The following is a 21,473-nucleotide window of genomic DNA, read 5'->3' on the forward strand; positions in this document are numbered from 1 at the left end:
ACAATTAAATAAATATGAAAAACACTCTAAACATAATACCTTATAAATTTCCAATTTTAACAGCGTTTATTTTTGGAGTGTTTTCATTTGTATATGGTCAAAATCAGCCTAATATCATATTCATCTTATCTGATGATGCGGGTTATGCCGATTTTGGATTTCAAGGCAGTAAGGAATTCAAAACCCCAAACTTAGATAAGCTGGCTGAACAAAGCATTCGCTTTACTCAAGCTTACGTATCTGCGGCGGTTTGCGGTCCTTCAAGAGCTGGGATTTTAACCGGGAAATACCAACAGCGTTTTGGTTACGAAGAAAACAATGTACCTGGCTACATGAGTGCTTCAGGAACTACGGGCGATGAGATGGGCTTACCACTTGATCAAAAATTAATTTCAGAATACCTGAAAGAACATGGTTATAAAACGGCTTTATTCGGAAAATGGCACATGGGTAACGCCGACCGTTTTCATCCAACAAAACGCGGTTTCGATACCTTTTACGGATTCAGAGGCGGTGCGAGAAGTTATTACGAGTTTGACAAGAATAATAAAAGTTCTAGAAAAGAAGATCGCATGGAACGTGGTTTTGGCAGTTTTGAAGAGTCTAAACAGTATCTAACCGATGCCTTGGCTCATGAAACGGTTCAATTTATAGAAGAAAACAAAGCACAACCATTTTTTGTCTATTTGTCGTTTAATGCGGTGCATACACCCATGGAAGCGCATCCAGACGATTTAAAAAAGTTTCCTAAGTTAAAAGGCAAACGAAAAACTTTAGCAGCTATGACCTTGGCTTTAGATCGTGCCTGCGGAAAAGTATTCGATAAATTAGACGAGCTAGGTATACGGGATAACACCATTATTGTTTTTACCAATGATAATGGCGGTCCTTCAGATACCAATGCATCTTTAAATAAACCTTTAAGCGGCACTAAAGCCAATCATTTGGAAGGCGGTATTCGTGTACCCTTTTTAATGGCCTTACCAAATCAACAACAAAAGCATACAACTTACCAATACCCCATAAGCACCTTAGATTTATTTCCTACGTTTTATAATCTAGCAGGAGGTAATGAAAAGCAAATTACTGGTTTAGATGGTGTTAACCTGTTGCCATTCGTAACAGGCGAAAACAAATCGAGACCTCACGAAACATTGTATTGGAAGAAAGAGGTTAGAGGTGCCATTAGACACCAGGATTGGAAATTAATTCGCTATCCAGATCGCCCTGCAGAATTGTACAATTTGGCTGAAGATGAATCGGAAGTTAACAATTTAGCGACAACGCATCCAGACATTGTAAACGACTTATATAAGCAATTTTTTGAATGGGAAGTGTCTTTGGAACGCCCACGATGGATGCTAAAACATCAATACGAAAAAGACGCCATAGAGCGACTAGATAAATACAGAAACTAATAATTAAAACGGTTAATTATGACAAAAATAAAAGACTATCAGTTATTCATTAACGGAGAATGGAGAACATCAACATCAGGAGAAACAATTGATATTGTAAGCCCATCAACTGAAGAAGTTGTAGCGCGCGTACAAAACGGAACTGCTGAAGAAGCTAATGAAGCTTTAGAAGCTGCCGATAAAGCTCAAAAAGAGTGGAAAAAATTACCAGCGCGTCAACGTGCTGAATTATTATATAAATTGGCGGATGAAATAGACGCTAATAACGAATATTTAGCCAATTTATTAACTAAAGAGCAAGGAAAACTTCTAAAGGTAGCCCGTTTTGAAGTTTCTGTTACGGCTTCATTTATTAGATATGCTTGTGAAGGTGCACGTCGTATTGAAGGGGATATTATTCCTTCAGACAACCCTAACGAGCAAATTTGGATTCAAAAAGTACCTCGTGGTGTGGTTGTTGCCATTACCGCTTGGAATTTTCCATTAGCTTTAGCTGGTCGTAAATTAGGTCCTGCTTTAGTGGCAGGAAATACGATTGTTATTAAACCAACTTCCGAAACGCCTTTAGCCACTTTAGAGTTAGGGAATTTAGCTAACAAAGTAGGAATTCCAGCTGGTGTTATCAATATCCTTACCGGCCCAGGTCGTGTTATGGGGAACGCCTTAGTGGAAAATCCAATTACCAAAATGGTAACCATGACAGGGTCTACTCCTGTAGGACAGCAAATTGCAAGATTAGCAGCAAATAACTTAACACATGTTCAATTAGAATTGGGTGGAAAAGCACCATTTATCGTGTTTGAAGATGCCGATATCGATGCAGCAGTTGAAGCGGCTTTACATTCTCGTTTTGATAACTGCGGACAAGTATGTACCTGTAACGAACGTATGTATGTGCATGAAGGTATTTACGATGTGTTTATGGAAAAATTCATTGCTAAAGTGAAAACTTTAAAAGTGGGTGATCCGATGTTAGAAGAAACCGATATGGGACCAAAAGTAAACGGTTCAGAATTAAAACACATGGAGCATTTAGTGGCCGTTTCTATTGAAGAAGGCGCTACTGTAGCAACAGGAGGAAAACGTCCTGAAGGCGCTCAATTTGAAAAAGGTTTCTGGTTCGAACCAACGGTTTTAACCAATGTAACACAGGATATGACGATTGTTCATGAAGAGTCATTCGGACCTATTTTACCAGTACTTAAATTCGCTTCTTTTGAAGAAGTTATTGGTTATGCAAACGACTGTGAATACGGTTTAGCAGCCATGGTTTTCACTAACGATATGAACACCATTATGAAGTGTAATGATGAGTTAGAATACGGTGAAATCTATGTAAATAGAGGACATGGTGAACAACACCAAGGTTTCCATAACGGATATAAATTATCAGGTTCTGGTGGTGAAGATGGTAAATACGGTTTCGAACAGTATTTAGAAAAGAAAACATTCTACATTAAACATAAAGCTTAATTAAAACGTCAATATTATGATTTTCCCTAATCCGAATAAATTCAAATACCTTCTTTTAGCGGTGTTAAGCATCACTTTTATACATTGTAAAAGCGATAAAAAACAAGCTGAAATTAAAGCTGAAAAAACCATAACACAACCTAATGTGGTGGTTATTTATTTAGACGATTTAGGGTATGGCGATTTAAGTTGCTACGGTGCAACGGCTTTACAAACACCAAATATTGATAAATTGGCTAACGGTGGTGTACGCTTTACAAATGGTTATGCAACCTCTGCAACGTGTACACCAAGCCGTTATGGCATATTAACAGGGGTGTATCCTTGGCGTAATAAGGATGCTAAAATCCTTCCAGGAACGGCTCCTTTATTAATTTCGACTACTCAGGAAACACTTCCAAAACTTTTTAAATCTAAAGGTTATGAAACAGCTGTTGTAGGGAAATGGCATTTAGGTTTAGGTTCTGGGCATGTCGATTGGAATAAACACATTTCACCGAGTCCTAACGAAGTAGGATTTGATTATTCATACATCATGGCAGCGACTCAAGACCGAGTGCCAACGGTGTATATTGAAAACGGTGATGTGGTTGGATTAGATCCAAACGACCCTATTGAAGTGAATTATAATAAAAACTTTGAAGGCGAGCCAACAGCAATTACAAACCCTGAAATGCTTAAAATGAAATGGCACCATGGGCATAATAACAGTATCGTAAACGGTATTCCTAGAATTGGTTATATGAAAGGTGGTGAAGCAGCCAAGTGGAAAGATATCGATATGGCCGATCACTTTTTAGAGAAAGCACAGACTTACGTGAAAAACCATAAAGATCAACCTTTTTTCTTGTATTACGCATTACAGCAACCACATGTGCCTAGAACGCCTCATCCGCGTTTTGAAGGAAAATCTGGTTTAGGACCTCGTGGCGATGTGATTTTAGAAGCCGATTGGGTTATTGGTGAATTTATAAATACCCTTAAGTCTGAAGGACTTTTAGAAAACACTTTAATCGTTTTTTCAAGTGATAATGGCCCTGTTTTAAATGATGGCTATGAAGATGATGCGGTAGAAAAACTAGGAGATCACGATCCAAAAGGTGGCTTACGTGGCGGAAAATACAGTTTGTTTGAAGCAGGTACGCATGTACCATTCATTACCTATTGGCAAGGAAAAATTAAACCACAAGTTTCTGATGCTTTAGTCTGTCAGGTGGATTTAATGGCTTCATTTGCAACGCTTATTGATGGTGACATAAAACCTTCAGATAGTAAAGATATTTTAAAAGCATTTTTGGGCGAAAGTCAAAAGGGACGTGAGTCTTTAATATTAGAAGCGAATACTAGAACTGCGTATCGTGAAGGCGATTGGATTATGATTCCGCCATACGAAGGCAAAAGTTATTATGAAGATGTTCAAATTGAAATCGGGATTTCTCCAGAATATCAATTGTATAATCTGAAAACAGATCCTGGTCAGCAACAAAACCTTGCTGAATCCAACCCAGAACAGTTAAAAAGGATGGTTGAGCATTTCAATGCAAAACGTGGTAATGCCTATTCAAACATAGAAGATTTAGAATTAAAATAAAATTTATGCGTAAATCTGTCTTCATTTTAAGTCTTTTTATAAGTCTGTTTCAGGCAAATAGCCAACAATCTTTTGTTTGGTTTGATGAAGCTCTTCCTTTTGATAAAAGGGTAGACGCCTTGCTTGATGCTATGACTTTAGAGGAGAAATGCAGTCAATTTATGTCAGACTCTCCAGCCATAACACGTTTAGGAATTCCTGAATATAACTGGTGGAATGAAGCCTTACATGGGGTTGCTCGAAACGGAAAAGCAACTATTTTTCCACAAGGAATCGCTATGGGCGCCACGTTTAACCCAGAATTAATTAAGGAAGTTGCTAATGCGATTTCAGATGAGGGACGAGCCAAATTTCAAGTATCAAAATCGATTGGTAATCGTGGCATGTATGCCGGATTAACCTATTGGTCCCCAAACGTGAACATTTTTAGAGATCCGCGTTGGGGTCGCGGACAAGAAACCTATGGTGAAGATCCGTTTTTAACTTCTAAAATAGGCGTAGCCTTTGTTGAAGGTTTACAAGGCGATAATGAGAAGTATTTTAAATCGACTGCTTGTGCCAAACATTTTGCAGTGCATTCGGGACCGGAAGCTTTACGTCATAGTTTTAATGCAAATCCTTCTAAATTAGATTTATATGAAACTTACTTGCCAGCTTTTGAAGCTTTGGTAAAAGACGGCCATGTGCAAGGGGTTATGGGGGCTTACAATGCTGTTTACGGCGAGCCATCAACAAGTAGTACGTTTTTATTAGATGAAACCTTGAAGAGAGCTTGGGGTTTCAACGGTTATATTGTTTCCGATTGTGGGGCTTTGGGCGATATTATGAAAGGTCATAAAAAAGCAAAAACTCAAGAAGAAGCAGCTGCGCTTGCCATGTTAGCAGGTGTGAATTTAAACTGCGGATGGGTTTACCAAAAGTTAGCATCTGCCGTAAAAAAAGGACTTATCTCTGAAGACTTGATAAATGAGCGTTTGAGAAAATTATTCTTAATCCGATTTAAACTAGGCTTTTTTGATTCTGATGCTAGTAACCCATACACCAAACTGGGAACAGAAGTGATCAATTCCGAAAAACATAAAAACATAGCGCGTAAAGCGTCTCAACAATCAATCGTTTTATTGAAAAATGAGAACAACGTTTTACCATTAGATAAAAATATAAAATCCCTGTATGTTACAGGATCTTTCGCGGCTTCAACCGAAATTTTAATCGCGAATTATTACGGGATGTCTCCAAATATGGTAACGGTTTTAGAAGGTGTTGCCGATAAGGTGTCATTAGGTACTTCCGTAGAATACCGTCTTGGTGTTTTACCTTTTCAAAATAATTTAAACCCATTAAATTGGGCAGTACAAGTACCTAAAACTGTTGATGCTACCATTTTAGTAGCTGGAATTTCAAACGAAATAGAAGGCGAAGAAGTCGATGCTATTGCCTCACAACACAAAGGCGATAGACAAGATTTAAAATTACCACAAAGTCAAATCGACTACATTAAAGATGTCAGTAAAAACAAAAAAGGACCGCTAATTCTTGTTCTAGGTACAGGAAGTCCGGTGTCTTTAGAAGAAGTAGAGCCTTATGTAGATGCCATAGTTTTAATGTGGTACCCTGGCGAACAAGGCGGAAACGCGGTGGCCGATGTTATTTTTGGCGATGTATCACCTTCAGGGCATTTACCAATTACATTTCCTAAAAACGTGGAGCAATTACCACCTTTCGATGATTATAGCATGAAAGGACGCACGTATAAATACATGGAAAAAGAACCGATGTATCCTTTTGGTTTTGGATTGAGTTATGGTAAAATTTCAATTGAATCCGTTTCGCCAAAGTCTAAAACGATTAAAAAAGGGGAAGAGGTTTCATTTTCAATTAACGTAAAAAATCAAAGTGATATCTATTTAGAAGATGTAGTACAGGTTTATTTAATTCCTGAAGACAACAAAGGCTTTCTTCCAAAATATGCCTTAAAAGCCTTCAAAAGGATTGCCTTGAAACCTAATGCATCACAAGAATTGACATTTACTTTAACCGATAAAGATTTTTATCAAACCGATTTAGAAGGCAAAAAAGCATGGCTAAAAGGGCGGTATAAAATTGCGATTTCTAACGCCCTGCCAAGTGAGCGAAGTGCAAAGCTCGGCGCTTCAAAACCGGTTGAATTTGGGATTAAATTACATTAAAAAAGCATAAAATTATGAGTACAAAAATAGCAAACATAAAAACAAGATTATTCACTGTGCCTTTACCAGAGGTGATGTCCGACGCTAAACATGGCGATCACTATCATTTTGAATTGGTAACGGTTACCATCACTTTAGAAGATGGTACCGAGGGCACAGGATATACTTACACCGGCGGAAAAGGCGGATTTGCCATTAAGGCCATGGTAGAACACGATTTTACTGAAGCTTTAATTGGTAAAGATGGTACCGATGTAGAAGGTGTTTACGATTTCTTAGAATGGCACATTCATTATGTAGGCCGTGGTGGGATCGCTTCGTTTGCAATTTCAGCAGTCGATATTGCTTTATGGGATATTCGTTGTAAAAAAGCAGGACAACCACTTTGGAAAATGGCTGGTGGCGCAGGAAATACTTGTAAAGCCTATTGCGGTGGAATCGATTTAATGTTTCCAATAGAGAAGCTTTTAAGTAATATGAAAGGCTATTTGGAAAGCGGATTTAATGCCGTAAAAATTAAAATCGGACGTGAAAATTTAGAGGAAGATCTAGAGCGTATCAAAGCGGTTCGCGAATATATTGGGCCAGATGTAACTTTTATGGTAGATGCGAATTATTCGATGACCGTAGAGCAAGCTATTAAAGCCATTGAAGGGTTTAAAGACCAAAACATTACTTGGTTTGAAGAGCCTATCATTCCAGATAACTATAAAGGCTACGCCGAAATTGTTGATGCTACAGGGTTTCCTTTAGCAATGGGTGAAAATTTACATACCATTCACGAGTTTGAGTATGCTATGGAGCAATCAAAGCTATCTTTTGTTCAACCTGATGCTTCAAATTGTGGTGGGGTTACAGGATGGTTAGCAGCTGCTAGATTGGCCGATAAACATGGTATTCCAGCTTGTTCGCATGGGATGCAAGAATTACATGTGAGTTTAGTTTCTGCACAACCAAATTCAGGTTGGTTAGAAGTGCATAGTTTCCCAATCGACCAATATACAACCAGACCTTTAGTGGTAGAGAATCACCGTGCCGTTGCACCAGATTATCCAGGTGTTGGTGTTGTTTTTAATTGGGAAAAATTAAGTCCGTACGAACAAAACTAAACCCTACTTATGAAGATATTAAAAACGAATTTCGGACAATTAAAAGATCAAGATATTGCGTTGTTTACTTTATCAAACGCCAATGGTGTTGAAGTTAAAATAACCAATTACGGCGCGACAATCACTTCTATAAAAGTGCCTAAAGCTAACGGAACCATTGAAACCATAACTTGTGGATTCGATACTTTAGAGAGTTATTTTTCTGAAGCATACAAAAACAATTCGCCTTATTTTGGTGGCACTGTTGGACGTTATTGCTCACAAATAAAAAATGCTGAGTTTTCCTTAAATGGAAAAACGTTTCAGTTAGCAAAAAACGCAGGCGATAATAATTTACACGGTGGTGTTGAAGGTTTCGATAAAAAAATATGGGAAGCTTCCATAGTGGATACGAAAGATGCTTCAGCCATTAAAATGACTTTGTTAAGTCAAGATTTAGAAGAAGGGTTTCCTGGTAATGTAAAGGTTTCAGTAATCTTTACACTTAATAACAATAACGAATTAACCATTCAGTACGAAGGAACGCCAGATCAAGACACCCCATTGTCGTTAACCAATCATACCTATTTTAACTTATCTGGGTTTTCAGAAAACATAGAAAATCATACCGCCAAAGTGTTTTCCGATAAACGCTTAGCAACCGATGAAACTGGAGCTGCTACAGGCGAGATTTTAAATGTTGAAGGAGAAGCTGACGATTTAAGAGACGGAAAAGTTATTGGCGATGTGCATAAACAAATGAACGATGGTTTCGAGCATTTCTACATTTTTGATGGCGACGATTCTAAGTTAAAACACACGGCATCAATAACAGATCGAAATACAAAAAGACGTTTAGATGTGTACACCACCGAGCCTTGTATGTTACTGTATACGGGCAAATACACATCAGACGATTTACAACGTGAAAACGGTCAGAAATTTGGAAAATACCGCGGATTTTGTTGCGAAACACACCGCTATCCAAACGGACCAAACATTGAGGGGGCTCCAAAGTCTGTAACCAAGGCTGGCGACACCTTTAAAAGTACCACCATTTTTAAATTTGGTTGGTAGAAACATGAACCAATTAAACCATTAACTTAATAAATTAAACTATGGGAATTTTATTAGCGATTACCGCGGGCATTATGCTCGGCTTTTGGGCCATGCCCGAAAAATACATAAAAAACTATGCCTTCGAAAATGCATGGGGTTTATGTTACTTATTTATGTTATGGGTGATACCATTTGTGGTAGCCTTTTCTATGATTAATAACTTTAGTCAAGTGCTAGCCGATGTAGGAGCTCCAGTACTCCTAAAAATGTTAATTCCAGGATTCCTATGGGGTGTAGGTATGATGCTTTGGGGAAAGGCCATCAACTATATCGGGATGTCATTAGGTTTTTCCATTTTTATAGGTACTATTATCGTTGTAGGCTCCTTATTACCATGGGGGCTGTCTGGTCTTCCAGAGTTAGAAACCGGAGGTATCAATAGAGCGAAAATCATAACCATTTTAGTTGGCATCCTTATCATTTTTTCGGGTATCATGTTAAATGGTAGAGCAGGAATATTGCGTTCGGCTAAAGAGAATACCGATGGCAATAAAACTTATGATGGTTCCATGCTTACAGGTATTATAATTGCCATTATTGGAGGTGTTTTATGTACTGGTTTTAATGTGGCTTTAGAAATTACACACGAAGGTGAAGTAGCTAAAAATATTATTAGCGATATGGTTGTAGCTCAAGGCAATGCGGCTTGGTTAACGTCTGTGGCTTCTATGTTTATCGTGTATGTATCTGGTGGTGTTTTTGTGGTACCATACTTCGTTATTATGTTAAGCAAAAAGAAACTGTGGGGAAGTTTTAAAGTGCCAGAAGCTGGAAAAAACATCAGTTTAACCGGACTTATGGCAGCCTTAAATTTTGCTGCCTCAATCGTATTTGCCTATTCATCCTTTGTTTTAGGTAGTGAAGGAGGCTCTATTGGTTATGCTATTTTCAATACCTTGTCGGTTGTGACAGCAGTAACAGCAGGAGTATTTGCTCACGAATGGAAAGGGGCGCCTGTAAAAGCAAAATCAGCTTTATATTTGGGATTAGCAGCCATGATCATTGGTGTATTAATCATTGCTTTTTTATAAAATTAAAAACTATATATTAACATGAGACATAAAATAAATTTAACCGTATTAGCTTTAATACTTATGATGAGTGCTTGTAATCAGAAACCTGAGAACCCTCAAAAACCTGAAGAAACCAAAACAACAGACACAACGCCAACAGAGGCGCAAATTGACTTTTTAGGTATCACGGATGCCAATCATCTTAGTGCTGCTTCAAAAAGAGCATTACAATGGCCAACCGATTTGGGTAACGAATGGTTTATAGAGTTTTCACAACTTCAACCTTTAAAAGGTGATTTAGCTTATGAAGAAGGCGTGGTGCGTCGTGACCCAAGTGCGATGATTAAGCACGACGGGAAATACTATGTGTGGTATTCAAAATCTACAGGAAAAACGGATGGTTTTGCTGGCGATATTGAAAATGATAAAGTATTCCCATGGGATCGATGTGATATTTGGTATGCAACTTCAGAAGATGGTTGGACATGGAAAGAAGAAGGTATGGCAGTGCCAAGAGGTGAGAAAGGTAGTTACGACGACCGTTCGGTGTTTACTGTGGAAATTATGGAACACGATGGTATGTACTACTTATGTTACCAAACCGTAAAGTCACCTTACAATGTGCGTGTTAAAAATCAAGTAGGTTTGGCTTGGTCGAATTCACCAAATGGTCCTTGGACCAAAAGTGAAGAGCCAATTTTAAGTCCAGCAGATAATGGGGTTTGGAAAGGAACTGAGCAAAACAGATTTTTAGTAGAGAAAAAAGGAGATTTCGATAGCCATAAAGTACACGATCCTTGTATTATTCCTTATAAAGGGAAATTCTACTTGTATTATAAAGGTGAGCAAATGGGTGAAGCGATTACTTTTGGCGGACGTCAAATTCGTCATGGTGTGGCTATTGCCGATAATCCTAAAGGGCCATATGTAAAATCACCGTATAACCCAATTAGTAATAGTGGTCATGAAATTTGTGTATGGCCGTATAATGGCGGTATTGCTTCATTAATTACTACTGATGGTCCAGAGAAAAATACCATTCAATGGGCTGAAGATGGAATTAATTTTGAAATTATGTCGGTTATTCCAGGAGTAAATGCACACGCTATTGGATTAAATAGAACGGCAGATGTAGAAAAAGAACCAACCGAAATTTTACGTTGGGGCTTATCACATATTTATAATTCTTACGATTATCAAAGTATTATGCGTTTTGAGTCGCATAGAAAAACAACTCATGTTGCCAAAGGTGAAAGTAACGAGCGGGAATAATTTTATATTTGTTATTTTTTACTTTGTGAGGGCCTTCTAATTTTTTAGAAGGCTTTTTTTTTGCCAAATATTTAGGTTAATCCAGCTTCAAATGGTTAGATAAAAATGCTTCAAAATCAGAAAATCTTGAATAAGATGTCATGACATGTCAAGTTTCTATTTGTTAATAAAAGAGCATTTAAATTTTGTAATATGAAATTAAAAGAGATCATTTTTGCGACATTGATAAAATTGCTTGTTTTTTGGCTTGCATGGTCTTCTTTTTTAGAATAATTTAACGTTTAATAGGTGTAAATAGTTAAAGAAATGTGAAAATAAGTCGAATTACCCCCTATATTTTTATAGATTTTCACTTACAAAATCTGTACAAAGGGAATAAATGTTAGTTTTAACTTGTTGAAAATCAGTGTATTTTGAGTTTGTCTAGTTTTAATCGAGTCTCAATTTTGTGTGTCGCTTAATGGTATTTATAAATTAGCAATTGTTAACCTTTAGGTGTTAAGCTATTGTTAATAGTTGACTCTAAATTAAGGAATAACTAAAACTAACTATTTCTAATTATTTAAGTATGAAACAAAAATTGAAATTATGGAGGAACAAATTTTTATTGGTTTGTTCTTTTCTATTGCTAACGATTACAAATGCTTATGCACAAAACACCGTTGGAGGTGCAGTTGTGGATGAAAACGGTATTCCGTTGCCGGGAGTTGCAATTGTAATAAAAGGAACAACGGTTGGAACAGTAACAGATTTTGATGGTGAATTTTCGATTGAAGCAAGTTCGGGAAATGCCTTAATCTTTACTTTTTTAGGTTACCAAACTCAGGAAGTGGTAATCACCGATCAAAAGAGATACAAAATTTCCTTACAAGAAGATCTTCAAAGTCTTGAAGAAGTTGTTGTAGTAGGTTATGGAACTCAGAAAAAGAAGGAAGTAACAGGAGCAGTTGGACTTGTAGACTCAGAAATTATTGCTAAAGCTCCGGTGGCCGATTTAGGAGAATCGATCCAAGGGCAAATAGCAGGGGTTAATGTACAATCAAGTAGTGGACGTCCTGGTGAAGCTGCTAACATCCAAATTAGAGGTTTAGGATCGCTGACTTCAGGTGGTGCAGAACCGTTATATGTTGTAGATGGTGTTCCTTTTCAAAGTAACCCGAACATTCCTACCGAACAGATTGAAAAGGTTGACATTCTTAAAGATGGTGCGGCAGCGGCTGTATATGGTACACGTGCTTCCAATGGTGTTATCCTTATTACTACTAAAAAGGGAACAAAAGGGAATTTTAGTGTGAACTTTAGTACTTATGGTGGGGTGCAAAACATTACATCTGGTACGCCTTTAATGAATACCAATCAGCAGTTATATGCGGAAGAAGTGACGTTAGAAGCATTAGGTAGAGACCCATTAGTGTTTTTCTTTAATCCTGATGCCTTAGATTATGATACGGATTTTGTGGGCGATGTACAAAAAAATAATGCTGGTATTCAAAATTACAATTTAGGAATCTCAGGAGGTACTGAGAACTTAACCTTGAATTTAAGTACCAATTATTTTAACCAAGATGGTGTTTTAATAAACTCAGGTTTCGATCGTTTAAGTACACGTTTAACAGGGGAGTTTACAAAGGGTAAGTTTAAAGCTTTTGCTAGTATTGGTTTAACAAATGAAAGCAGGGAACAAGAGCCTTGGGCTTTATACGAGAATTCTATTGCCCAAAGACCATGGCAACCAAGTATTAATCAATTAAAAAGCAATGGTGAAAATAGTGTAGAAATACCAGTTCGTAATGCTATTTTATATAGTTACCTGTCTAGAGAGCTTCAAAATGAAGACGATCGTGTTTCTAATAGTACGAATGTAGCGGTTAATTTACAGTATGAATTTTTAGATGGTTTAAGCTATCAATTAAACTTAGGTAGAAATACTTGGGATTACCGTCGTAAGTTTTTTAGACCGCAATATTTAGTATACGATTATCAGGGAGATTATAACCCTACAGCCTCAAGAGAAGATGCTATACTGAATGAAGACTTTACTTTCACAGAACGTAGAGTTATCGAAAACTTAATTAAATACAACAAGAGTTTTGGAAATCATAACTTTAACTTGTTAGGAGTGCTTTCTTATGAGAATTTTGAGTCTAAGCAATTAAGTACAGGAGTTATTGGATTATTAAGTAACGATACTAAAGTTTTAGGCGCAGGGACAGAAGCGATTAAACCATCAAGTTTCGATTATGTAAATAACCTTTCAGGTAAATTGGTACGTTTACAATATAATTATGATGAGCGTTATTTATTCTCTGCAAGTTATAGACGCGATGGTTCTTCTAATTTTGGTGAGGCCTATAGATATGGTGATTTTATAGGTATATCTGCAGGATGGAACATCAGTGAAGAAGACTTTTTTAAAGTTGATGCTATTTCTAATTTAAAACTTAGAGCGAGTTGGGCAGAGGTAGGTAACCAAAACATTCCTCCTTATTCTTATGCAGGTCAAATTGAGAGTGGTGTTAATTACCTTTTTGGACCTAATGAAGCCATGGGCTCAGGAGCGATTCAACGTCGTTTTGCAGATCCTAACATTAAATGGGAAACAACGATTTCTAAGAATATTGGTTTAGACTTAGGTTTATTTAAAAATCGTTTAACCTTTACTGCCGATTTCTATGAAATTAATAAGGAAGATATGCTATTGGCAGAGCGTATAGCACCATCTTCAGGTACTTGGCATCCTAGAGCCGCAGGAGTTTACGATGTACGTGTAACGAATGCAGGTGACATGGTTAACCGTGGTGTTGAATTAGCAATGACGTACAAGGGTGTTACTTCGGGTGGCCTATCGTATAGCTTAGCTGGTACTTTTACTAAAAACAAAAATGAAGTGACTAACCTTAACGGTGTAGAACGTGGTTACGGTAATGGTCGTCCTATTGTTTCTTTAGGTGAAAATATTGATTACACGACTTTCTTAGCTACAGGTTACGAAGCTGGTTCTTTCTTTTTAGTGCAACATGATGGCATCATTAAAACACAAGATCAGTTAGATGAATACAAGAAAATAGATCCTAGCGCGCAACTTGGTGACGCCATGTATATTGATGAAGATGGAAATGGTGTAATTAATGATAATGATCGCGTTTATTCAGGTTCTGGTCAAGCCGATTTTGAAGCTGGATTTAACTTAAATCTTGAATATAAAGGTTTCGATTTTTACGCTCAAACTTATTACTCACATGGAGCAGAAATCTTTAATGGTGCTCGTTTATTCGGTTATTCTCAAGGAAGACATGAAGAACAATATTATATGTGGACACCACAAAATCCAACTTCAGATGTAGCGACGTTTAGACAAAGTGCTTACCATAACAACGTAAGAGCAAGATCGGATTACTTCTTAGAAGACGGAACTTATTTAAGAATTAGAAACTTAACTTTAGGTTATACCATTCCATTAGTGGATAACTCTGTTCTTAACCGCGCAAGAATTTACTTTACTGCCATGAACCCTTTCACCTTTACCAATTATACAGGTTACGATCCTGAAATTGGGGGTGATGGACTATTTACTAGAGGTGTAGATCGAGGTAATTATCCAGTTGCACGAAGATTTATCCTAGGAGTACAATTTAATTTCTAAACCCGAAAAGCAGTTAAAAAATGAAAAATAAAATTAATAAATATATATCGATAACTCTAGCTAGCTTCTTTTTGCTTGTAGGGTGTGATGAAGAATCTTTTTTAGATCAACAAAACCCGAATACCATTACAACCGATACGTTTTGGAAAACATCGAATCAATTTCAAACTGGATTAAATACGGTGTATGCAGCATTACAGTTTCAAAGTGTAAGTGGTGGTGGTTTAATTTATGAAATGGCTATGGGTGATATCGGTGGAACCGAATCATGGTACAGACCATTTGCTTTTAGAAACTTAACTTATAACGATGGTTTTTATTATGTAACCGATAAGTGGAACGAATTATACATTGGTGTTTTTAGAGCCAATCAAGTTATTCAAAATTTACAAACAACTGAAGCAACTTTTGGTACAGGTGAGCGTGAAAGTATAGAAGCACAAGCTCGTTTTTTAAGAGCGTTTTACTACTTTCAGTTAGCTCATACTTATGGTGGTGCTGTAATTAGAGATAATGTTCCAGAAACTCGTGAGGATTTTGATGTACCGTTTAGTACCAAAGAGGAAGTGACGAATACCATGATTATTCCAGATTTAGAGTTTGCAGTGTCTAACTTACCTGTTAATTGGAATTCTGATGACATCGGGCGAATTACTCAAGGAGCGGCAAAAAGTTTATTGGGGAAAGTTTACCTATACCAAGAAGACTTCACAGAAGCAGCATCATTATTTAAACAAGTTATCGATTCAGGTGTTTATGATTTAACGGCTGATATTATGGATAATTTTACTGCGGAAAATGAATATAATGAAGAGTCTATTTTTGAAGTAGCTTACAATTCAGAAATTAATCCAGGAGCTCATGGTGAAGCTGTAGATGACATTAATTCTAATTCAATTAACCAAACCGGTTCAGAAGCTACAACGTTGGCAACGGCATTTGGTCAGTTAAACTTTGGAGCATTTAATACCTTACTTCCAAGTTATTATTTACATGAACTCTATACAAGTGATGAGATAGATCCTACAAATAACGTTAATGATGGTAACCAACAGTCTAAAAGGTTAAGTGCTAGTATCGTGCCAATAGATGGAGAAACCGAGTATTACCAATTACCAATAGGTGAGCGTGGTGGTTGGGCCTTCGGTCAAAGTGCTTACATAAAAAAGCACACGAATTGGTACCACTGGACACAAGAAGATGCGAATAACCGTTCTGGAATTAATTTCCGTCATATTCGTTTAGCCGATGTTTATTTAATGTATGCTGAAGCTGTGATTGAAAGTGCTGGAAATGCAGCAGAAGCTATTAAGTATATCGACATGATTCGTGCTAGAGCAGGGGTTAAAACGCTTTCTCAGTACATGAATGATAACGGTGGTATGTTTCCACAATTACACATCAGTAAGCAAGTGCATGGTACACAACCTCTAGTTTCTGCTACACCTGAGAATGTATTAACTCATATTCGTAAAGTAGAGCGTCCGTTAGAATTAGCTTTTGAAGGACACCGTTGGAAAGATTTAGTGCGTTGGGGAATTGTTCAAGAAGTGTTCGATGATTTACGTGCCGATGAAGTTTGGAGACAAAACAACCAAGATATTTTAAATATTGCTGGTGATGGTGTGCCACCACTTTATATTAAAGAGCGTGTGCGTCCAGATTTCAATCTGTCTAGTGTAAACTACCAATCTGCAACTCACGATTATTTACCTATTCCGGTTACAGAGCAGCAAACCAACGGAGCGTTAAACAACTAAAAAAAGAAAAGCAATGAAAATCTATAAAAATATATTTAAATTCCTGTGCATTGCCGCTTTAAGTTTTACGGCCTGCGACAGTGATAATGACCTAGAATTACATGAACCAAGTCACCGTGTTATTTATACCAGTCAGATGGACTTTGAAAACACTATTGAGGTTGGTAATTATATAACTTTTGGTGATGTGTCTCCAGGAATTGTCTCCAGAAAATGGACCTTTCCTGAAAATATTACCAATGTTCAAGGATCTGAAACTTCAGAAGATATCGTTAAGGCCTACTTTAATAAAGCAGGTGTATATGATGTTACATTAAACCAAACGTTTAAAAGTGATGCTTATGTAGATGAGCAATTACAAGGGAAAGAGCTAGATACGGTAATCGTTGTTACAGTTCTTGAGCCAATAAGCCTTTCAGTAAAGGCTAATTATATTAATCCAGATGGTACGCTAGGTGCTGCTTTAAACATGGCTGATGGTGCTAAAAATATACTTGAAGCTAGTCGCTCAATTCGTTATTCGTATAGCGTTGTAGGGGCACCTGAAAAAACAACCTGGACCTTTGAAGAAGGAACGCCTTCGTCTGTTGAAAATACAGAAACTGTTGATATCAAGTATCGTAAAATGGGAATTTTCGATTTTGAGTTAAAGGGAGAAAGAAGCCGTCCTTTTGGTGAAGCCATGGTTGGTTTTACTGACTTTGTGGAAGTTGTTGCTTCTACCGATCCTGTAGATTTAGATGCGGTTTATAATTATCAAGATTATATAGCCTTAGAATTTAGTCGTGAAATGGATCCGGCGACGCTTAATGCTGCCGATTTTTCAGTAACTATTGAAAATGCCGGAATGGTATTAAACCCAATGATCGAATCTGCAATGGTTGATCCAGTTGAAGGAAATCGTATTTTATTAAGTTTATTAAATGAAACGGCTTATAATGATGATACGGTTACCGTATCTTATACTGCTGGAAGTTTAGCAACATTGGACTTTGTTGCTGCCGATTCTTTTTCTGATGTACCATTGGTGTTTGTTGGAAACAACATATTAGATAACGGAAGCTTTGATTTCGGTTTTGAAAACTCTTTAGATACCAATTGGAAAGATCTAGGGTGGGGAGCACCTTGGGATGACTTTTCTTTTAGAGTAAGTTCGGCTCGAGCATACGATGGGACTAAATCTGGATATGTAGAAATGATACCAAACAGCGGAATGATTATGGGTCACGTAGATAATTCTGGTGTTCCAGTTGCTTTTAATGTAGAAGCTGGTAAGACTTATGAGTTAGGTGTTTGGGTGTACGTAGAAACACCTACTAACTATGCAGCAACCGCTAATCCACCAGATGTTCGTTTATACTGGGCACCTGCAACTAACTGGGGTATAGGACCAAACCCTGAAATTAATACCAATTTCAAAATTGGTGAGTGGGTGTACAGTTCACAAATTGTAACTTTTTCTGCATCAGGACCGACAAATCTTAATATACGTGTGAATAACCAATCGAATGCGGATGTAATGAAATTATATTTGGATAATTTAACCTTGATAGAGGCTAACTTACGTCCTTAATATATTTGTTTAGTTTAGTTTGTTAAAACTCCAAAGCCTTAAAACGTTTTGGAGTTTTTTTTCAATTGTATTTTGATGAACATTCAGAGTGATGATTTCATCATTTCTTAACCGATCCTACCTTAACTACCGTAATATTAACCATTATGAAAGTAGATTGGATTCGTGCGTATAAGCCAGAATAATTTTTAACATCTTCATTTTTATGACCTTTAAATCCATTAAATCCATATTAGTAGACTGTTTTGTTGTATTAATAACGTTATTTATTGCAGAATCCTGTCAAGACGATTCAAAAAAGAATCAGGTAGTTATTTTTTCAAATGCAACAGACATTACGAGTTTAAATCATTTAGAATTTCAAACAGAACTTTCGGGGACTGTGGTGAAGAAGGTCTATTTTTATTTGGATAATCCTGCTCATTATGCCAGTTTAAGTTTATATGCCAATGATCATTTGTTGATTGAGAATCTTAATATTCCTAAAAGAGGAAAGCAAACGGTAAATGCATTGGTTAGTTTCCCCGCTTTAGGGCAAACACAATTGAAAATAGAAGTACGAGATGCCGATATCACCTTAAACAAAGTGGAATTGGAAGATCAAAACACGTTATCTATACCGCAATTTGAGGATATTAGTGTTTCTGCAGGTCTCGACAAAGTCAACTCTATTAAATATGGCGGACCAACGGTTGCCGATATCAATCAGGATGGCTACTACGATTTTATAGTTAATAACCATAATGAAGAAACCAGTAAACTGTATTGGAATAATGGTGACGGTACAGTTACGAAACATCATCAGGATTTAGCCCGATGGTTTATGCACGATTTACATGGTACGGCATTAGGCGATTATGACAATGATGGTGACCTCGATTTAATTCTTACCCAAGGTGGTGGTAATGGTACAGCACCTTCTCGTGCTAATTTTTATAAAAATGATAACGGGAAATTTATTCGTTATACTGGTGATGTAGGCATTTCACGCGGAGCTCGTGGTCGTGGTGCCCGTTGGGGAGATTTCGATATGGATGGTGATTTAGATTTTATGTTAGTCAATGAAGAAGGTTTAAAGAAGGAAAAACCACAGCACTTTTTTTATGAAAATTTAGGTGATGGTACCTTTAAGTTTAAATCGGTTGAAGGGATTCAAGATGCACATCCTTCTCGTGCCTTAGTGACTGATATTAATGCCGATGGTATTGATGATATTATTCTATACGGACCTATGTCGATTTGGAAAGGTAACGGCGATTTTACATTTACCGATGTCACCAACACCATGCTTAATGATTTACCGCAATACGAACAGGTTATGGCGGTCACCGATATCGATATTGACAATGATGGCGATTTAGATTTGTACTTGGCCAGAGGCATGTCGGTTGAAGGAGGAAAAGGCGAGCCTCCATTCTTAGATAGCGATCCTGTTCATAAAGAAATGGCTATTAAAACTCGTGGGTATAAAGGTGTTGATGCCTTTGAATTTGAAGGCGATCATACCATTAACCTAACAAATTACTACTATTTAGCCCAAGGGAATTACCGCGGAACAACCTATCCTATTTTTCTAGGAGAAAATAAAGTAAGACATGAAATTGCTTCTGGTGACGATTTTAGCTTCGATAAAAATACTGCGGCAGGTTGGCCAGAAGATACCTCTGAAGATGGCTTGTATTTTGGCGCTATAGGAGAAAATAAATGGAAAGCGGCTTTGGTACGTAATGGCGACTTATTTTGGGCATACCGTTTTAGTTTAAGCGGTGTAACGAGCGTAACGCCAGAATTTGAACCACAAAACCGAAACGTACAAGATGTGCTCTTGAAAAATGAAAATGGCCAATTTGTCGATGTTTCAAAGGCATGGAATTTACCCGAAGGAAGCAATTCATTGGGAGTAACTACTGGTGATTTTAATAACGATGGTCATCAAGATTTATTCGTTTACCGTTGGGGATTCATCGGAAAAAGAACTTCAGATTATATGTTGTTAAATACAGGAAATCATAGTTTTGAAACCACAACCATGCATGGTGCTAATGCCGTTGGAGATGTTGGTAATGGAGATATGGGGCAAGCCTTTGATTTCGATTTAGACGGGCACTTGGATATTTTAAGTGGCAGTGAAGGAGGGCAATGGTATCTTTATAAACAGAATACCCAAAACCAGGGTCATTACGCTATAGTTCGCGTGGGCTATGCACCAAATTCGCACATCGATGCGATGTCTGCACAAGTCACACTAGAAACCGAAAAACATATTTACCACAAACGTGTAGGTTCTTCGGGCGAAGTATTTTCACAAAGTTTACTGAATAATGTTCATTTTGGCTTAGGTACAGAAGATCATATTAAGAAGGTAACAGTAAAATGGCGAAATGGCGAAACGGTTGTTTTTAATGATAAAAAAGCGAATACGATTCTAGATACCGATGCCTTAGATCCTGAAAACGTAAGCCTTTTAGCTACTTCTAAACAGATTAGAAAAGGTACTACCATGTCTTTAGATGTAGAACTTACGCCTAAAAATGCCGAGCAAGAAGTGCTTTGGGCATCAAGTGATGAAAATATTTTAAAAGTGCATAAAAACGGCATGCTGAAAGCTGTAGGCCAGGTAGGAGAGAAAGCAACAATTTCAGCTACTAGCGTTGCCAACAACAAGCAAACTGAATCCACCTTTGAGATTGTGAAATATGAACCCATTTCAGCGGAAAATATTATTCTGAACCCTATAAAGGATGACCTGTATGAAAAAGATAGTTTACAAATTATAGCTAAAGTGGCTCCGCAGTTAGCCGACAATCAAGAATTGGTTTGGACAAGTACGCATCCTAAAGTTGCTCGTGTTTCAAATACAGGCATGCTCTTTATGGAGAATGCAGGAACCACCACTATTAAAGTGGCTTTAAAAGATAACCCCAAACTTTCAAAACAAGTCCAACTGACTGTGAAACCGTTGGTGAAACCTAACATTGAAATCATAAATAAAAAGGCTTTGCAGAAGCTAAAAACAGGTAACCAAATACAAGTGAAGGTGAACTATCATGCAGGTTCAAAACATCAAGTTATTAATGCCGACGAGGGTGGTGTTCGTGTATGGTTTAGGCACTTTAAAAACCAATGGATGCCTATTAAAGACACAGTTTTAGTTGATGGAACAGCCTTGTATAAAACATCAGGAACTACGGTTAAAACGTTTTCTTTAAAAGACATGGTTCCTACTAAAAATTTACCTGAAGGCCAATTTTATATGATTAGAGCCACTTTTACGGCGAGTGATGGTAAAATGTATAGTGACGAGTTGTATCCCTTAGAGATTGAATAATCTAAA

General features: G+C 37.3%; 12 protein-coding genes. All 12 read left to right on the plus strand.

Features of this window, described 5'->3' with window-relative positions:
* The first annotated feature begins 14 nt into the window (after nucleotides 1-14).
* The 12 genes from A6I66_RS05630 (at nucleotide 15) to A6I66_RS05685 (ending at nucleotide 21,467) form a co-directional block, all read left to right on the plus strand.
* A complete protein-coding gene (locus A6I66_RS05630; RefSeq protein WP_067146460.1) occupies nucleotides 15-1,418 on the plus strand; it encodes a sulfatase in 1,404 nt (467 codons plus the stop codon).
* 18 nt (nucleotides 1,419-1,436) lie between these two features.
* A complete protein-coding gene (gene aldA / locus A6I66_RS05635) occupies nucleotides 1,437-2,891 on the plus strand; it encodes an aldehyde dehydrogenase (protein WP_067146462.1) in 1,455 nt (484 codons plus the stop codon).
* Between the two features lie 16 nt (nucleotides 2,892-2,907).
* Nucleotides 2,908-4,482 carry a sulfatase family protein gene (locus tag A6I66_RS05640; RefSeq protein WP_067146464.1) on the plus strand — a complete coding sequence of 525 codons (1,575 nt, stop codon included), beginning with the start codon at nucleotides 2,908-2,910 and terminating at the stop codon, nucleotides 4,480-4,482.
* Nucleotides 4,483-4,487: 5 nt separating this feature from the next.
* Complete coding sequence (locus A6I66_RS05645) at nucleotides 4,488-6,671, plus strand: glycoside hydrolase family 3 C-terminal domain-containing protein (RefSeq protein ID WP_067146466.1); 2,184 nt, start codon at nucleotides 4,488-4,490, stop codon at nucleotides 6,669-6,671.
* Nucleotides 6,672-6,685: 14 nt separating this feature from the next.
* Nucleotides 6,686-7,780, plus strand: a complete 1,095-nt coding sequence (locus A6I66_RS05650) for a mandelate racemase/muconate lactonizing enzyme family protein (RefSeq protein ID WP_067146468.1) — start codon at nucleotides 6,686-6,688, stop codon at nucleotides 7,778-7,780.
* Between the two features lie 9 nt (nucleotides 7,781-7,789).
* Complete coding sequence (locus tag A6I66_RS05655; RefSeq protein WP_067146470.1) at nucleotides 7,790-8,836, plus strand: aldose epimerase family protein; 1,047 nt, start codon at nucleotides 7,790-7,792, stop codon at nucleotides 8,834-8,836.
* A gap of 41 nt (nucleotides 8,837-8,877) precedes the next feature.
* On the plus strand, nucleotides 8,878-9,909 hold the full coding sequence (locus A6I66_RS05660) for an L-rhamnose/proton symporter RhaT (RefSeq protein WP_067146472.1): 1,032 nt from the start codon (nucleotides 8,878-8,880) through the stop codon (nucleotides 9,907-9,909).
* Nucleotides 9,910-9,930: 21 nt separating this feature from the next.
* On the plus strand, nucleotides 9,931-11,163 hold the full coding sequence (locus tag A6I66_RS05665) for a glycoside hydrolase family 117 protein (RefSeq protein ID WP_067146474.1): 1,233 nt from the start codon (nucleotides 9,931-9,933) through the stop codon (nucleotides 11,161-11,163).
* A 568-nt stretch (nucleotides 11,164-11,731) separates the two neighbouring features.
* Nucleotides 11,732-14,806 (plus strand): SusC/RagA family TonB-linked outer membrane protein, encoded by a 3,075-nt coding sequence (locus A6I66_RS05670; protein ID WP_067146475.1) that lies wholly within the window; start codon nucleotides 11,732-11,734, stop codon nucleotides 14,804-14,806.
* Nucleotides 14,807-14,826: 20 nt separating this feature from the next.
* Nucleotides 14,827-16,566: a RagB/SusD family nutrient uptake outer membrane protein gene (locus tag A6I66_RS05675; protein ID WP_067146477.1), complete on the plus strand. Its 1,740-nt coding sequence runs from the start codon at nucleotides 14,827-14,829 to the stop codon at nucleotides 16,564-16,566.
* Between the two features lie 13 nt (nucleotides 16,567-16,579).
* Complete coding sequence (locus A6I66_RS05680; RefSeq protein WP_067146479.1) at nucleotides 16,580-18,139, plus strand: hypothetical protein; 1,560 nt, start codon at nucleotides 16,580-16,582, stop codon at nucleotides 18,137-18,139.
* A 205-nt stretch (nucleotides 18,140-18,344) separates the two neighbouring features.
* Nucleotides 18,345-21,467 carry an FG-GAP-like repeat-containing protein gene (locus A6I66_RS05685; protein WP_067146481.1) on the plus strand — a complete coding sequence of 1,041 codons (3,123 nt, stop codon included), beginning with the start codon at nucleotides 18,345-18,347 and terminating at the stop codon, nucleotides 21,465-21,467.
* The last annotated feature ends 6 nt before the right edge of the window (nucleotides 21,468-21,473 follow it).

Origin of the sequence: Pseudotamlana agarivorans (assembly GCF_001642835.1) — a bacterium.
In the GTDB taxonomy this organism is placed as follows: domain Bacteria; phylum Bacteroidota; class Bacteroidia; order Flavobacteriales; family Flavobacteriaceae; genus Pseudotamlana; species Pseudotamlana agarivorans.

What these genes read in the sequence shown, in the direction of transcription:
- A6I66_RS05630 (WP_067146460.1), top strand. Translation starts at nt 15, where the DNA reads ATGAAAAACACTCTAAACATAATACCTTATAAATTTCCAATTTTAACA.
- aldA (WP_067146462.1), top strand. Translation starts at nt 1,437, where the DNA reads ATGACAAAAATAAAAGACTATCAGTTATTCATTAACGGAGAATGGAGA.
- A6I66_RS05640 (WP_067146464.1), top strand. Translation starts at nt 2,908, where the DNA reads ATGATTTTCCCTAATCCGAATAAATTCAAATACCTTCTTTTAGCGGTG.
- A6I66_RS05645 (WP_067146466.1), top strand. Translation starts at nt 4,488, where the DNA reads ATGCGTAAATCTGTCTTCATTTTAAGTCTTTTTATAAGTCTGTTTCAG.
- A6I66_RS05650 (WP_067146468.1), top strand. Translation starts at nt 6,686, where the DNA reads ATGAGTACAAAAATAGCAAACATAAAAACAAGATTATTCACTGTGCCT.
- A6I66_RS05655 (WP_067146470.1), top strand. Translation starts at nt 7,790, where the DNA reads ATGAAGATATTAAAAACGAATTTCGGACAATTAAAAGATCAAGATATT.
- A6I66_RS05660 (WP_067146472.1), top strand. Translation starts at nt 8,878, where the DNA reads ATGGGAATTTTATTAGCGATTACCGCGGGCATTATGCTCGGCTTTTGG.
- A6I66_RS05665 (WP_067146474.1), top strand. Translation starts at nt 9,931, where the DNA reads ATGAGACATAAAATAAATTTAACCGTATTAGCTTTAATACTTATGATG.
- A6I66_RS05670 (WP_067146475.1), top strand. Translation starts at nt 11,732, where the DNA reads ATGAAACAAAAATTGAAATTATGGAGGAACAAATTTTTATTGGTTTGT.
- A6I66_RS05675 (WP_067146477.1), top strand. Translation starts at nt 14,827, where the DNA reads ATGAAAAATAAAATTAATAAATATATATCGATAACTCTAGCTAGCTTC.
- A6I66_RS05680 (WP_067146479.1), top strand. Translation starts at nt 16,580, where the DNA reads ATGAAAATCTATAAAAATATATTTAAATTCCTGTGCATTGCCGCTTTA.
- A6I66_RS05685 (WP_067146481.1), top strand. Translation starts at nt 18,345, where the DNA reads ATGACCTTTAAATCCATTAAATCCATATTAGTAGACTGTTTTGTTGTA.